At 62.1% G+C, this 13062-nt stretch carries 11 protein-coding genes and 4 pseudogenes; 9 read left to right on the top strand and 6 right to left on the bottom strand.

The window, feature by feature from the left end; all coding sequences use genetic code 11:
• Positions 1 to 54 precede the first annotated feature (54 nt).
• The gene (locus EH240_RS14045) at positions 55 to 1083 is read left to right on the top strand and encodes a histone deacetylase family protein (RefSeq protein ID WP_124999138.1); all 1029 of its coding nucleotides are present in this window, start codon (positions 55 to 57) and stop codon (positions 1081 to 1083) included.
• Between the two features lie 381 nt (positions 1084 to 1464).
• Here EH240_RS14045 and EH240_RS14040 read toward each other — a convergent pair.
• Positions 1465 to 2628 (bottom strand): annotated as a pseudogene (locus EH240_RS14040) (NAD(P)/FAD-dependent oxidoreductase).
• Positions 2629 to 3103: 475 nt separating this feature from the next.
• On the opposite strand from EH240_RS14040, the gene EH240_RS14035 reads away from it, so the two are divergent.
• From EH240_RS14035 to tnpC, 3 genes are read left to right on the top strand one after another with little or no spacing between them, the layout of a single operon-like run.
• Complete coding sequence (locus EH240_RS14035; RefSeq protein WP_124999135.1) at positions 3104 to 3583, top strand: transposase; 480 nt, start codon at positions 3104 to 3106, stop codon at positions 3581 to 3583.
• Positions 3547 to 3867 carry an IS66 family insertion sequence element accessory protein TnpB gene (gene tnpB / locus EH240_RS14030; protein WP_124999213.1) on the top strand — a complete coding sequence of 107 codons (321 nt, stop codon included), beginning with the start codon at positions 3547 to 3549 and terminating at the stop codon, positions 3865 to 3867. Before EH240_RS14035 ends, tnpB begins: the two co-directional genes overlap by 37 nt.
• Positions 3868 to 3916: 49 nt before the next feature.
• Positions 3917 to 5797 (top strand): IS66 family transposase, encoded by a 1881-nt coding sequence (tnpC, locus tag EH240_RS14025; protein WP_124999133.1) that lies wholly within the window; start codon positions 3917 to 3919, stop codon positions 5795 to 5797.
• On the opposite strand, the gene EH240_RS14020 is transcribed toward tnpC, so the two are convergent.
• The 5 genes and pseudogenes from EH240_RS14020 to EH240_RS14000 form a co-directional block, all read right to left on the bottom strand.
• Entirely contained in the window at positions 5725 to 6924 is a 1200-nt protein-coding gene (locus EH240_RS14020) for an IS91 family transposase (RefSeq protein ID WP_124999131.1), read from the bottom strand. The two genes, tnpC and EH240_RS14020, sit on opposite strands and share 73 nt — an antisense overlap.
• Positions 6925 to 6934: 10 nt before the next feature.
• A pseudogene (locus tag EH240_RS14015) lies at positions 6935 to 7816 on the bottom strand (tyrosine-type recombinase/integrase).
• A 281-nt stretch (positions 7817 to 8097) separates the two neighbouring features.
• Positions 8098 to 9099: pseudogene (locus EH240_RS14010) on the bottom strand (tyrosine-type recombinase/integrase).
• Positions 9096 to 10019: a tyrosine-type recombinase/integrase gene (locus tag EH240_RS14005; protein ID WP_124999129.1), complete on the bottom strand. Its 924-nt coding sequence runs from the start codon at positions 10017 to 10019 to the stop codon at positions 9096 to 9098. The pseudogene EH240_RS14010 and the gene EH240_RS14005 overlap by 4 nt, the downstream one beginning before the upstream one ends.
• Entirely contained in the window at positions 10016 to 11257 is a 1242-nt protein-coding gene (locus EH240_RS14000) for a site-specific integrase (RefSeq protein ID WP_124999127.1), read from the bottom strand. The genes EH240_RS14005 and EH240_RS14000 overlap by 4 nt, the downstream gene beginning before the upstream one ends.
• 124 nt (positions 11258 to 11381) lie before the next feature.
• Here EH240_RS14000 and EH240_RS13995 point away from each other — a divergent pair.
• From EH240_RS13995 to EH240_RS38875, 5 genes and pseudogenes are all read left to right on the top strand, one after another.
• Positions 11382 to 11540: pseudogene (locus tag EH240_RS13995) on the top strand (transposase domain-containing protein); the annotation flags it as partial.
• A complete protein-coding gene (locus tag EH240_RS13990; RefSeq protein ID WP_124999125.1) occupies positions 11537 to 11758 on the top strand; it encodes a UPF0149 family protein in 222 nt (73 codons plus the stop codon). The pseudogene EH240_RS13995 and the gene EH240_RS13990, both read left to right, overlap by 4 nt.
• Complete coding sequence (locus EH240_RS13985) at positions 11677 to 12111, top strand: UPF0149 family protein (RefSeq protein WP_124999123.1); 435 nt, start codon at positions 11677 to 11679, stop codon at positions 12109 to 12111. Before EH240_RS13990 ends, EH240_RS13985 begins: the two co-directional genes overlap by 82 nt.
• Before the next feature lie 296 nt (positions 12112 to 12407).
• Positions 12408 to 12545, top strand: coding sequence for a hypothetical protein (locus EH240_RS37915; RefSeq protein ID WP_167484017.1), 138 nt, complete (start codon positions 12408 to 12410; stop codon positions 12543 to 12545).
• Positions 12542 to 12943, top strand: a complete 402-nt coding sequence (locus EH240_RS38875; RefSeq protein ID WP_245436023.1) for an MFS transporter — start codon at positions 12542 to 12544, stop codon at positions 12941 to 12943. The genes EH240_RS37915 and EH240_RS38875 overlap by 4 nt, the downstream gene beginning before the upstream one ends.
• The last annotated feature ends 119 nt before the right edge of the window (positions 12944 to 13062 follow it).

Raw genomic sequence — 13062 nt, 5'->3', positions numbered from 1 at the left:
GACTGATGGAAGCCGTGAACCAGCGATCTCCACATTTGGGCCGGAACATTAATAATGCTCGTTGTTCACCACCCTGATCAGGCGCTGCACGACCCGGTCCATGTCTTCCGCAATGCCAAGTTCATCGACCAACCAGATCGCGCGGAGCGCTATCACATGTTCTTATCCATAATGGTTGAGGGGGGACACCAGCTCATCGAGGCTCCCCTCGGCTCCTTGGTCCCGATAACCGCCATACACCACCCAGACTACGTCCAGTTTTTGCAGACCGTCTATGATCGGTGGTCGGCAACTCCTGGCTATGGTCCCGATGTGATCCCTAATGTCCACCCTACACACCGAATGCACCGCAAGCCGAAGGAGTTGCTTGGCGAGCTTGGGGGGTACTCCAATTCAACCTCATGTCCGATCCAAAGAGGGACATGGCCGGCGGTCTTCGCAAGCGCACAGTCGGCGATCCATGCGGCTGATCGGCTTGGTGGTAGCAACGGTCTTGTATACGCGTTGTGCAGGCCGCCTGGACATCACGCCTACACCGATTTGATGAGTGGCGTATGTTTCCTGAACAATGCAGCAATCGCTGCCAATCGATTGGTGGAACGGTTCGGAAAGGTCGCGAGCATCGATATCGATGTTCACCATGGCAACGGCACTCAGTCAATCTTTTGGAACAGGGCTGACGTATTGTTTTGCTCCGTCCATGTCGACCCAACGGTGGCGGCGCCTTACTATACTGGGTATGCGGATGAGACTGGTGATGGGCCTGGCAAAAACCTGACGCTCAATCTGCCATTGCCGCTTCGCGCTCGAAATCGCGAATGGCTGGCTTCCATAGACCGAGCGGTTGCCGCTGTTGCCCATTATCAGCCCGGGGCCCTAGTTATTTCACTCGGGTTCGATGCTTCGAAGTACGACCCGGTAGCGGCGTTAAATGTGACCCATGATGGATTTTCTGCGGCAGCAGGTCGTTTGGCAAAATTGGGAATGCCGACCCTGCTTGTCCAAGAGGGAGGATACATCAATGCCAACCTCCGCGCACATATGGCAACTTTTTTCCGGGCGTTCGAAGCCGCCCACAAATAGCCTGCGGACGCCGAAGAAGTCACAAAATGAAAGTTGAGTGTAGCGGGCCATTGCTCTTTAAGTGCAGACGACCACCAGACACTGCGCTGTCGGACCGAGAGTGGACATCGCCCGCATTGGCAGTCGGCGCCATCCAACTGCATATCCCGGTGGAACTCTCGCCCGGTTTTTCCGCATGATTGCTAGCTGGTTTTTTCACGTGCCCTATCACGGAATCTCCGCAGACTTCGAGATGAAGGCATCATCGAGAATCGGGCGATGTCGTGGCGATTAACTTTCCCGGGCAGCGCAGGATCCGGTCCTTCGAATGCAACCCAATAAAGCGATCAGTCCTTCTTTAGGTTCACCTGATTCAAGCGCGTTCCGACCGGCATCATTGCTTTAGACCTCCGCCCTCAGCCACTTCTTCAGCCCGGCGACATCGCCATTGCCGATGGCCGCCGCCACACGCCTGCCGACCGCGGCACCGAATTTGTAGCCGTGACCTGAGCAAGCCGAGATGACCAGGCAGTTGCCATACTCGTGCGCCAGGAACTTCTCGTCCGCCGTGAAGGTGTAGGCGCAGGTCACGACCTTGGTTACCATGTATTCCGTGATACGGGCAATCGGCGGCGAGAACAGGTTGCGGATCACCTCGCCCCCGGGACGGGCTGGCGATTCCAATCGGCATCACTTGTCGGCACTTTGTGTAGACCGGAGCCAAACTTCATGCCGGTGCCGCGGGTCGGCGGGACTATGTAGCCATCGGTGGTCCCGCCGACATTGAGGATGACTGGAGCCCTTCCCATGCCTCCTTGAGGTCAGCCGGCGGTTCCACATAGGCGAGCGCAGTGCGATACGTTTTCAATTCGTCGCCGAGTTCCGGGAATAGTTTGAGCACCCAGGCACCCGCCGTGACGACGATGCGGTCCGCCTGCATGGTCTCGCCGCTTGCAAGAACGATATGCCCGGATTCGGTCTCAATTGCCGTCACCTTGCTGTGTTCGTAGACATTGGCGCCATTGGCGTGCAGCCATCCTGCCATCCCTGACGCAATACTGCGGCAATGCAGTGCGCCGCCATCGGGCGAAAAATAGGCATATCGGAAGGTGCCAGGCTCCAGGAATGGCCAGCGCTCGACCGCTTCCGACGGATCGAGCAGTTCGAACGGAAAGCCGCCCTTCTCCAATCCTTTGCGGTTTTCCTCCGCCTCGTCGCCAGGTTCGCGCGCGATACGCAGAGAAAACCTCGTGGATCGAGATGATCCTCGCCAAGATTGGCCCACAGATCGCTCCAAGCCTCATAGGCTTCGCTAATCAGTTGGCCGTAGCCGTTGCCGGCAGGATAGGCGCGGCGGATGATGCGATGGCAGTCGCCCGATGCGGCGAGAGGATTGGGGATCGGTCCCTGCTCGACGATCGTGACATCGTGGCCGGCGTTGACCAGCGACCAAGCCGTAGAAAGACCAGCAATACCTGCGCCGACCACGATCACATTCATCGAAACCCATCCTCCCGCCGCCGCTTCCGACGACTCCACGCGTTGGCATGACAGAACCGCAAACATACGGTCTTGAACCGGGCTGGCAAGGAGCGATAATGATCCAGAATGCCCAATTCAACGCCACCACCGCCTGGGAGTCCTGCGCAAGGACTTGGCTTCCGCTCCGTGCCATGGGCTTGCGGCTTTCGTCGGCTTTCTTATCCTAGGCGCATCGAAAAGCGGAGCCATGCTAGGGGCGGTGAGCGAGCTATTTGAAGCGGCTTCGAGCCGCGGCTGAAAGCGGAGACAGCACCAAGGGCCTGCTGTTTCACGGCACATGCGAACGGATCGAGGGTGCGCTTCGGCCCGGCGGCGACGGCCTGCTGTGGATGTCCGACTCGCCAGCCATTGCGCTGCAGTACGTCCCCGCGGCGGGGCTTGAGTATCATGTGCGCCCGGCCATCGCCGTACGAGATGGACGTAAGCGTCATCATCTCCCCACCTCGTATGATCTCGGAGTGACGGATACTCTTGTCGATGTTGAGACGGGAGTATTGCGATGTCGGATGCAGTCAGACTTGATGCCAGGTTTGAAGCCAGAGATGAGGTCAGCGGCTATCGGCGGATCGAGCTGATTTCGGGCCGCCGGCAGCGGCGGGCGTGGTCGGACGATGAGAAGGCGCGGATTGTCGCGGAAAGCGCGGAAGCGGGCGCGAACATCTCGGAGGTGGCCGATCGTAACGGCGTCAGCCGAGGCCTGTTGACGGTTTGGCGCCGTGCCGCTGGCGTTGTCCGCGCGAGGGGTATGCCACCCAGTTTCATTCCGGTCGAGGTCGAGGCCGAGGCCGCGCCGCGCGCGCCGATGGTGCCTTGCGGGATTGAGGTCGACCTTCGGGCGGCGACGTGTTGCGTTTCGCGGCGGCGTCGCCCCCGCATTGGCCGCGGCAGTGATTGGGGCGCTGCGGGGAGGCTCATGATCTACCTCGATCGTGCGCCGAGGATCTGGCTGTCGCGCGAGCCCGTCTCCGTCGCGGCGTGAACGGGCTTGCCGCTCTGGTTGCGCAGGCGCTTCAGGCGGACCCTTACAGTGGCGACGTCTTCATTTTCCGGTCGAAGCGGAAGGACCGTTTGAAGCTTTTAATGTGGGACGGCACGGGCATGGTTTTGGCCACGAAGTGGCTCGAGGCAGGCCGTTTCGCCTGGCCGCCAATGCGCGACGGCGTGGTGCGGCTGAGCGCGACGCAGTTGGCGCTTCTGGTTGAGGGGCTGGAGTGGGAGAGGGCCTCGCCACGGCCGGTCAAAAGACCCTTGCGGGTAGCCTGACGATGTTGTTTTCGCTGGTATTTCTGGCGGTTCTCGAGTAGTTTTAAACATGTCCTGCGAAGCTGATTCGCTCCCCCGCAATCCCGATCTTCTGATCAAGCTCGTGCTCGAGCTGCGGGAGAAGAACGCGGCTTTGAACGCGCAGGTCGCCACCTACAGAAAGCTGATCTTCGGAGCGAAGTCCGAGCGCATCATCGCCCTGCCGGCAGAGCAGGGCGCGCTCGATCTCGGCGATCTTTCGCCCGATGCGGTCTCGGCCAACGACAACGTCGCGCCCGACGCCGAGGGCCGCAAGAAGAGCAGCCCGCGCAAGCCGGCCCAGCGCAATATCGGTGCCCTGCCCAAGTACCTGCCTCGCGTCGAGCGCGTCATCGAGCCCGAGGTCAGCGACTGCCCGTGCTGCCGCGGACAGCTCCACCGCATCGGCGAGGACGTCTCCGAGGCGCTCGATGTGATCCCCGCGATCGTGCGCGTTGTGCGCATCATCCGGCCGAAGTATGCCTGCCGTGCCTGTGTGACCGGCGTCGTGCAGGCGCCGGCGCCCGCGCGGGCGACAATCGGAGGAATGGCCTCCACGGCGCTGCTCGCCCATGTCGCCGTCGCCAAGTTTGCCTGGCATCTCCCGCTCTATCGGCAGACGCAGATGTTTGCCGGCCAGGGGATTGACCTCGATCGCGCGACGCTGACGAACTGGGTCGGGCGTGTCGCCTGGTGGCTGCGTCCGCTCTATGAACGTCTGCTCGGCCATATCCGCTCGCAAGATTATGTCTTCTGCGACGAGACGCCGCTTCGGCGGCTCGATCCCGGCCGCGGCAAGACCAAGGTCTGCCAGATCTGGTCGCAGGCGGTCGACCACCGTCCCTGGCGCGGTCCCTCGCCGCCGGCAGTCGGCTACGTCTATGCCGAGGGGCGCCGCGCAAGCGAAGTCACGACACAACTCGCGGCATTCTGCGGCGTGCTGCATGTCGACGGCTATGCCGCCTACAAGTCGCTCGCCAAGGCGCGCCGCACCGGCAAACCGATCCGGCTCGTCTTCTGCCTCGCCCATGCCCGGCGCAAGTTCGTGTCGGTGTTCGAGACGACCAAGTCCGAGACCGCGAAGGAGGTCATCGCCAGGCTCCGGGAGATCTATGCGATCGAGGCGCACATCAACGGACTGACCCCACAGCAGCGATGCGCGATCCGCCAGGCCAAAACCCGACCGATCATGAATGAACTGCACGCCCTCGTCACCAAGGCACTTGGGGAGATCTCGCAGAAGTCCTCGCTCGCCAAGGCGATTCGATACATGCTCGCGCACTGGGCTGGGCTCACCGCCTTCCTGGATGACGGGCGGCTGAGCGTGGATACGAACGTGGTGGAGCGCAGCATGCGAGCGATCGGCCTTGGAAGAAAGAACAGCCTGTTCGCCGGCTCGGCGAAGGGCGGCGAGACCTGGGCGGTCCTTGCCTCTCTTGTTAACACCTGCCTATGCCGCGCGCGGCATAGGCAGAGCGTTTTTAGCTTGGCGTCGCGGAGAAAGGCGGGTGGCGAGAGCGCGCTGTTGGCGGATCGCGACGGTGAGCTAAAAACGTGTTGGACTAAGCCGCCGGCACGGGTGGCCGCTATGGGCGTTCAACCAGGCCGTGGCCATGAACAGGCATGGCGTGGGCGCGGATGCGGTCGTGGACGCAGCGATTGCAGAGGTCGCGTGCGCCGAAAGCAGCACGGATATCGGTTGCGGCAAAGTGAGGACCGGCGTCGCGCCCTGCATGCAGAAGCGGCCGGGGGTGACGGCGCGCAGCTTCGCGGGACCGACTCGGCTTTCCGGCCGAACGGCTCGTGCGATGCGGTGACGGCGAGAGCGGAGCGGTTCTTTCATGACGTATCCCAGTATGGCGGGGGTCCGGTGGCGCCGTCGAAGATTTCGACGATGATCATCTGGCCTTGACGACAGGCGGGGCATTGCCTGAGGGAATGACCGGTGAGATCCTCATAGCGGTCGCGGTAATCCCTTTCGGATGAGCCATCCGACGGCTCGGGAACCGGCATGCCGAGCAGGTCGCGGCAGTGGGCGAGCTTTTGCGCGCGGTAGCGATTGCCGAGAAAGCCGTAGTAGCGGATGTGATGGAAGCCCTCGGGCAGGACGTGCAACAAGAAGCGGCGAATGAACTCGTCGGAGGTAACGGTCATGACCTTATGCCGATTGCCGTGCCGATAGTCCTTCCAGCGGAAACGAACGGCGCCATCCTCGATGTCGATGAGGCGGTTGTTGGAGATGGCGACGCGGTGCGTATAGCGCCCGACATAGTCGAGCACCTGGGCAGGTCCGGCGAAGGGCGGTTTGGCAAAGACGACCCACTCAGCCTTTCGTAGCGGCGCCAAATAGCGCCGGAAGGCGTTCCGCTCGCTCAGGTGCTGCAGGCCAGAGAAGAACTTCAACTGGCCGGCGTCGAAGGCTTTCTCCAGGTGCTCCAGAAACAATCGTCGGAACAGGCGTGAGAGCACCCGGACCGGCAAGAAGAAGCCGGGCTTGCAGGCGATCCATCGCTCGCCGTCGGCAGACAGGCCGCCACCGGCGACGACGCAGTGCAGATGCGGATGATGAAGCAGGTTCTGGCCCCAGCTGTGCAGCACGGCGAAGAAGCCGATCTCGGCGCCCAGGTGCTTGGGATCGGCGGCGATGGTGCGCAGGGTCTCGGCGGCGGCGCGGAAGAGCAGGCCGTAGACGAGCGCCTTGTTCTGGTAGGCGATGGCGGCAATGTCGCCGGGCAGCGTGAAGACGACGTGAAAGTATTGCGTGTCGAGGAGCTCGGCGCGACGATCCTCCAGCCATTGCGCGCGGGCCAGCGATTGGCAGCGGGGGCAATGCCTGTCGCGGCAGCTGTTGAAGGCGATGCGCCGGTGGCCGCAGTGATCGCACTGCTCGACATGCCCGCCGAGCGCGGCGGTCCGGCACAGTTCGATCGCCGTCATGACGCGACGCTGGGCGGTCGACAGCGACGCGTCATGCTGGACACGATAGGCCTCGCCGTAGCGGCGGAAGATGTCCGCCACTTCCGGCCCCGAACGGGCCATCGGCGCGAGCTCAGAAGTACTGCGGCTTGGCGGGCGGCGGCGGGGTGGGCGCCGGCCTCGGCAAGAGCTCGAAGGGGCTCGACGTGGCGCAGACCTTGTTGGTGGCGATCCGCAGGTAATGGGCGGTGGTCGCGAGGCTGCGGTGACCGAGCAGCAGTTGAATGGTGCGCACGTCGGCGCCGGCCTCCAGCAGATGGACGGCGAAGGCGTGGCGAAGCGAATGGGGCGTGACCGGCTTGGACAATCCGGAGCGGTCGCGCGCTTTCGCGCAGGCCTGTCCCACCGCATCCCTGGTGATCGGCTGGCCGGCACGATCGCCGGGGAAGAGCCACTCCTTTGGCCGCCGCACCTTCCAGTAGCTGCGCAGGATCTCCAAGAGCTTGGGCGACAGCATCACGTAGCGGTCCTTCTGGCCTTTGCCCTGCTCCACGCGGATGACCATTCTCTAGCTGTCGATGCCCGTGGGCTTCAGTTGCACCGCTTCCGAGATGCGCAAGCCGGCGGCATAGCAAGTGGTCAGGATGGCGTGGTGTTTGACGTCGAGGACGCAGCCGAGGAACCGCTGAACTTCCTCGGCACTGAGGATGATCGGCAGCTTCTGCGGCTTCTTGGGAAGCGGCAGGACCTCTTCAGGCGCCCAATCCCTCTCGAGCGTCACACTGTAGAGAAAGCGCAGCGCCGCAATGGCGGTGTGGATCGAGCCGGGCGACAGCTTCTTCTCGTTGGTCAGATAGACCTGATAGGTCCGAATATCCTCGCGCCCGAGCAAGTCCGGCGACTTGCCGAAGTGACGCGCAAACAGCGACACCTGCTGAAGATAGGAGAGTTGGGTGTTGAGCGCGAGGTTGCGCACCTCCATGGCCTCGCTCATGCGCTGGCGAAGTTGGGTCATGACAAGCTCCTTTGTCCGATGGAATAGGCTGCAAGCAGCCCCTCCATGCTGACGCAGTCGGAGCTTGTTGTGGACACATGACCAGCGCGACAGACGACGCGATCAGATCATGCTGTCGGCACTCACCCTCCTTGCCGCTCCGCGATCGCGGAGCGGGTTAGTCCAACGCGGTTTATGCCGACCACTATGCCGAGCGCCTCTTCCGATCATGACGGTATGAAGCGCTTTGCCCGCCATTTCGACCAAGAAATGGTCGTTGACACTCGGCATAGTTCTCATGCTCAAAGGGCGTTCAGGAACTCAAGAAGCCGGTCGTTTGGTCGAAATCGTTCGGCCTTTGCGCGTTCGTATGGCTTCAGCTTGGCAAGTGCGGATTCCTTCAGCTCAAGATGTGCGTGGAAGATAGGTCAGTGTCGTTTCCATCGCCTCATGGCCCAGCCATAGGGCGATGACCGAACAATCGACGCCCGCCTGCAGCAGCTCCATGGCAGCGCTGTGCCTCAAAACATGGGGCGACACCCGCTTTGAGCGGAGGGTGACGCAGTGTTCGCGAGCCTTGGCGACATATTTGTTCAGCAGCGCCTGCACGCCGTCGGCGCTCAGCTTGCCGCCGTGCGTGTTCGGAAAGAGAGCCATTGCGCCCCGCTTCCTGGGCTCGTTGAGCCAGCCCCGAAGGGCTTGCTGTGCAACCTTGGTGAGCGGCGTACTTCGCTCCTTGCGGCCCTTGCCAACGCATCGCACGTGGGCACCGTGCCCCAGCATCACCGAGTCCCGGTCGAGATCGATGATCTCCGAGACCCGCAAGCCCGTTTGCGCGGCCAGCAACAGCAGAGTGTGATCCCGCCGTCCCAGCCATGTGCTGCGATCCGGACAGGCCAGGACGCTTCAATCTCGGGCCTGGTGAGAAACTGAAGCTGTCGCTTGTCGCATCGCTTGCTCGGGATCGCGAGCACGCGTTGAATTTGGGCGCTATGGGCCGGCTCCTCGAACGACGCATATCTGAAGAAAGACCGAATGGCTGTGAGGCGGAGATTCCGGGTCCTCACTGAGGCGGATCGCAGTATCTCGAGGTCCTCCAGGAATGCGCCGATGAAAGGCGCGTCCAAATCCCGCAGTGTCAACTGCGACGGAGGCCTGCCAAGGCGTGTCTGCGCGAATGCAAACAGGAGCCGGAAGGTGTCGCGATAGGAGGCGATGGTGTTGGAGCTTACGCCTCGATGTCGCATGAGGCGATCGGTGAACCACCGCTCGATCAGCACGGCCAGATCGTTCGAGGCACTCATGAGCGAACCTCCCACCGCTCATCCAGCAGTCGCGCGGCATGGGTCATCAGCTCCGGCGCGGCGGATAGATACCAGTAGGTGTCGCGAACATTGGCGTGGCCGAGAAAGGTCGAGAGGACCGGCAGTTCCCGCTCGACATCTTCGCCCGCACGATACCAGTTGGTCAGGGCTTGGACGGCGAAACGGTGACGAAGATCGTGAATCCGCGGACCATTGCGCTGCCCCCGCTGCCGCAGACCTATCTGTCGCGACAACTGCCAGAACACCCGGTGCACGTATTGGTGCAGCAATCTGCCGCCCCGCTCGGCGACAAAGAAATAGGGGCTACGAGGCGCGACGAGATGCGCGTCGCGTCGCGCGGCATAGTCCGACAGCACGGCGACCGTCGTGGCATGGAGCGGAACCAGCCGCGACTTGCCGAACTTCGTCTCCCGAATGGTGAGGATACCTTGCTCGAGATCGACGTCGTCTCGGCGCAGGTCGAGCGCTTCGGAATGGCGTAGCCCGGCGACCGCAATCAATCCGAACAGGCAATGATATGTCCAGCGACGCAGGGCGTTGGCCGGCGGCAGCGATAGTGCCGCCGCCAGAAGCGCCGTGATCTCAGCATCGGTATAGATGTAGGGCTTTGCCCGCCGCGCCGGCGGCACAGCGTCTTGAGGTGGCACTTCCGTCATGGGGTCGAAATGAGCGAGGTGCTGAGCGAAGCAGCGCACATCGGTTAGACGGATGGACCAACTCGGTTGTCGGCCGATCAACGTCACCCACTTCATTGCCAACGCCGTGGTGACGGTCTCGGCGCCGCGAGCCTCCATGAAGGTGACGAAATCCGACAACCGTCGAGCGGGGCCATGATACTTGTATCCCAATCCCTGGCGCATGCCCACATAGCGCCCGAGCGCTGTTCGGAGACGGCTCATTGGACACCTCCCGGCCAGGGCAGGCTCAGTTCGCGCAGCTTCTCGATGTCGAGCTTGGCATAGATCCTTGTGCTGTCGATGCTCCGGTGACGAAGCAACTGGCCGATCTCGGCAAAGCTGGCCCCCGACCGCAGCAGGTCGGTCGCAAGGCTGTGGCGGAAGAGGTGCGCGCCGTGGTGCGCATAGCCGTGAATACCCGCCCGATCGAGGGCCTCCTTCGCGATCATCGTGATGGCGCAGCCTGAGGCAAAGCCGACGTGCGGAGCAAGCATTCGCAGAAATAACCGGCGACACGGTGAAGCCGGTCGCCCATGCCGGATGTAGGCGACGATAGCCGCACCGACGTCCCGGCGTAGCGGCATCATCGCTTGCCGCCGTCCCTTGCCATGGACGAGAACACTGGCCGACTGCCAATCGATATCGTCAAGACTGAGCGCCGCAACCTCGCTGGCGCGCAAGCCCAGCTTGGCCAGCGCCATCAGAACCGCATAGTCCCGAAGTCCCATCGCCGTGGTCCGATCGCAGGCATCGAGAACCAACTGAACCTTCTGTGGTGGCAGGAAGGTTGGCAGGCCAGCAAGCCGCCAGCGACGGACCGACGGCACACAATCGGCCAAGGCCACCGAAATGAAGCCCTTCAGATGCAAATAGCGCAGGATGGTGCGCACCACCCCGCACATCGCCTTGCCGCTGTCGGCGGAGCCATCGAGAGCATGTCGTTCGACATAACCGATGACAATCTCCGGGGTGAGCGCTGCAAACCCATCTGCGCCTGCCGGACAGACCTCCTGCAGAAATCGGCGTGAGAGCAGCTTGTGACTTTCCACCGTCGAGGCGGCGAGCCCTCTCTCATTCGTGAGGTAAGCCGCGAACACATCAACAATCTGCTCGTGCTCCGTGCGCTCAATCGGAAGGGCGGTTGGTATCAAACCTTCTTGCCGTAACGCGGCAAGCAAGCGCCGGAGCGCCGATCGGGCGCCCGAATCGATGCTCCAGTGTCTGGAACGGTGCTCAAGAAACCGCTCGACATAATCTTCACTTAAGTCCTGGAGATCGTGCCCGTTGCCGAGATGCCAGTCTCTCAGCTCACGAAATAGGCTTAGCGATCGCCATGTGCATTGCTGACCGAAGCCTTCGTCCGACAATCTGCCCGCATAAACGCGTGCAAACTCGCCATACGGCCCGTGGATCAGCTTCCGATACAATGTGCTGCGTTGCAGATAGTCACTTGCGTTCATGTGTCCTCTCCTTCGCGTCAATTGCGACGGAGAGAGCCTAAGCTATGCCGATTCAGCTACCGCTACGTTGAGGAAAGTGTTGGTAAAGACTTGCTCACTCGGCATAGTTTGGCGGTCGGCATAATCAGCCAAGCTGAACGGGCTCGATCCCTTCACCTATCTTTCCGACGTCCTCGAGCGCATCGTCTCCGGAGCCGTCAAGATCAACGAGATCGAGTGCTTGCTTCCCTGGGCCTGGAAGGCGCAACGAGAGGCCGTGGCGATGGACCTGGCGGCGGCATGACGAGCGCTGTCTACCGCTACGATGAGTTGGACCAGATCCTGCGCGGGGACGGCCATGGTGGCTATGTCGGGGTCAGCGCTATCGACGGGCTGATCGCCGCTCTGGTCGCCGGACCGGCCAGGCTGAAGCCGGGCGCCTGGCTTCCGCTGATTTTGCCGGACAAGCGCCGAAGACCCGGCCGGGTACGCCGGAACACCGGGTCATCGACACCATCCTGAGACGCTATGGCGAGGTCGAGTCCATCCTCCGGAGCCATCGCGAAGATTACCAGCCGATGTTCATGAACCACGAGGGCCAGGTCATCATCTACGACTGGACCGTCGGGTTCATGATGGGCGTCGCAGCCGCTCAGGGTGCATGGACCCCGATCCTGCTGTCCGATGCCCGCGACATGCTGCGGCCGATCCTGGTCGGCAGCGAACCCGGCCACGGCTGCTTGCCGGAACTCTCACGCATGCAAATGGAGCGGATACACAAGACCGCCCACGCGCATATCGCCGACGCCGTCATCGGCCTCTACAGCATCTGTCACAAAACCGGCAGCGTTAACAAAATGCGCGGTCGTCAATAGCTGGCATATGTGCGACGCTCGTGACGCTTACAGATGGACAAGCGCGTGAGGCCGGACCGGGAAAGCGTCCTGTACTGCATCGCATGCGGCCTTGCGGGACGGACAGTCGAGGACGTCAAGTTCGACCAATACGGCCGCGCGATTTGATGGGGGGTCTCCGACGGATGGCCGACCTACCGCGAAGCGACCGACCATGTTGAAACCGTCCTTGGATACGCCCCGCCGACAGCAGATATTACTGGCTGCCGGCGGCGGTCGAGGACGGAGCCGAGCGTGTCATGCCGGCGGACTGGAAAATGCCCGGAACTCTCTTCGTCGCCCTGGCTGACGGCCTGCGGCTGAAGGATATTAGGCAAAGCGAGGAATCAGACCTGACGCTCTACGAGCACAACAACCTGGACGGTTTCCTGCAGGCGGCAGAAGAAGGCCTATGACGGTCGTCGTCATCAACGATATCTCGATACTGGCGCTGCTGCCTCTCGTCGCCCGTGATCAGTTGGGGGGAGGCCCGATAACCTATGGTGTCCTGATGGCCGGATTTGGGGCTTTGGGGCTAGGCGCCCCGACAGCTCACAGTTGCCTATACATTCCGCAGCCCAGTTATTGGGAAGCGGTGACCAGCCTTAAGGCGGCTCAGACCGTCACGCCCACACAGCCATTCTCCAGAGGGATAATCATCATCGGCCCGGCGGTCAGGAGGGTCAGCCGGCTGAAAGAGGACAATGGCGATGCCGCAATCACAAGACCGACGATACGATACGGCCAGTTCACGGCTCGCCTGCCAAAAATGAAGGGCAGGCATCGGAATCGAGGCACCGTCACGTGCTGTTAGCGGTCCCGGCGGCTTTGCAGCCTGCTGTCCCCAGAGCGAACCCCGCACCAACTGAGCCTTGCCAACTTCATGCGCCAGCATTTTGTGAGTGGGTCAGCCAGATCGGCCGAAAAGCGCTT

Source organism: Mesorhizobium tamadayense (genome assembly GCF_003863365.1).
GTDB classification, from domain to species: Bacteria; Pseudomonadota; Alphaproteobacteria; order Rhizobiales; family Rhizobiaceae; genus Mesorhizobium; species Mesorhizobium tamadayense.
This window is presented reverse-complemented; position numbering and strand designations above follow the sequence as displayed.

Coding starts and splice junctions, on each gene's coding strand:
- EH240_RS14035 (WP_124999135.1), top strand. CDS start 3,104: ATGTCGGATGCAGTCAGACTTGATGCCAGGTTTGAAGCCAGAGATGAG.
- EH240_RS14045 (WP_124999138.1), top strand. CDS start 55: ATGCTCGTTGTTCACCACCCTGATCAGGCGCTGCACGACCCGGTCCAT.
- EH240_RS37915 (WP_167484017.1), top strand. CDS start 12,408: ATGCCCGGAACTCTCTTCGTCGCCCTGGCTGACGGCCTGCGGCTGAAG.
- EH240_RS13990 (WP_124999125.1), top strand. CDS start 11,537: ATGACGAGCGCTGTCTACCGCTACGATGAGTTGGACCAGATCCTGCGC.
- EH240_RS14005 (WP_124999129.1), bottom strand. CDS start 10,019: ATGAGCCGTCTCCGAACAGCGCTCGGGCGCTATGTGGGCATGCGCCAG.
- EH240_RS14000 (WP_124999127.1), bottom strand. CDS start 11,257: ATGAACGCAAGTGACTATCTGCAACGCAGCACATTGTATCGGAAGCTG.
- EH240_RS38875 (WP_245436023.1), top strand. CDS start 12,542: ATGACGGTCGTCGTCATCAACGATATCTCGATACTGGCGCTGCTGCCT.
- EH240_RS14020 (WP_124999131.1), bottom strand. CDS start 6,924: ATGGCCCGTTCGGGGCCGGAAGTGGCGGACATCTTCCGCCGCTACGGC.
- tnpC (WP_124999133.1), top strand. CDS start 3,917: ATGTCCTGCGAAGCTGATTCGCTCCCCCGCAATCCCGATCTTCTGATC.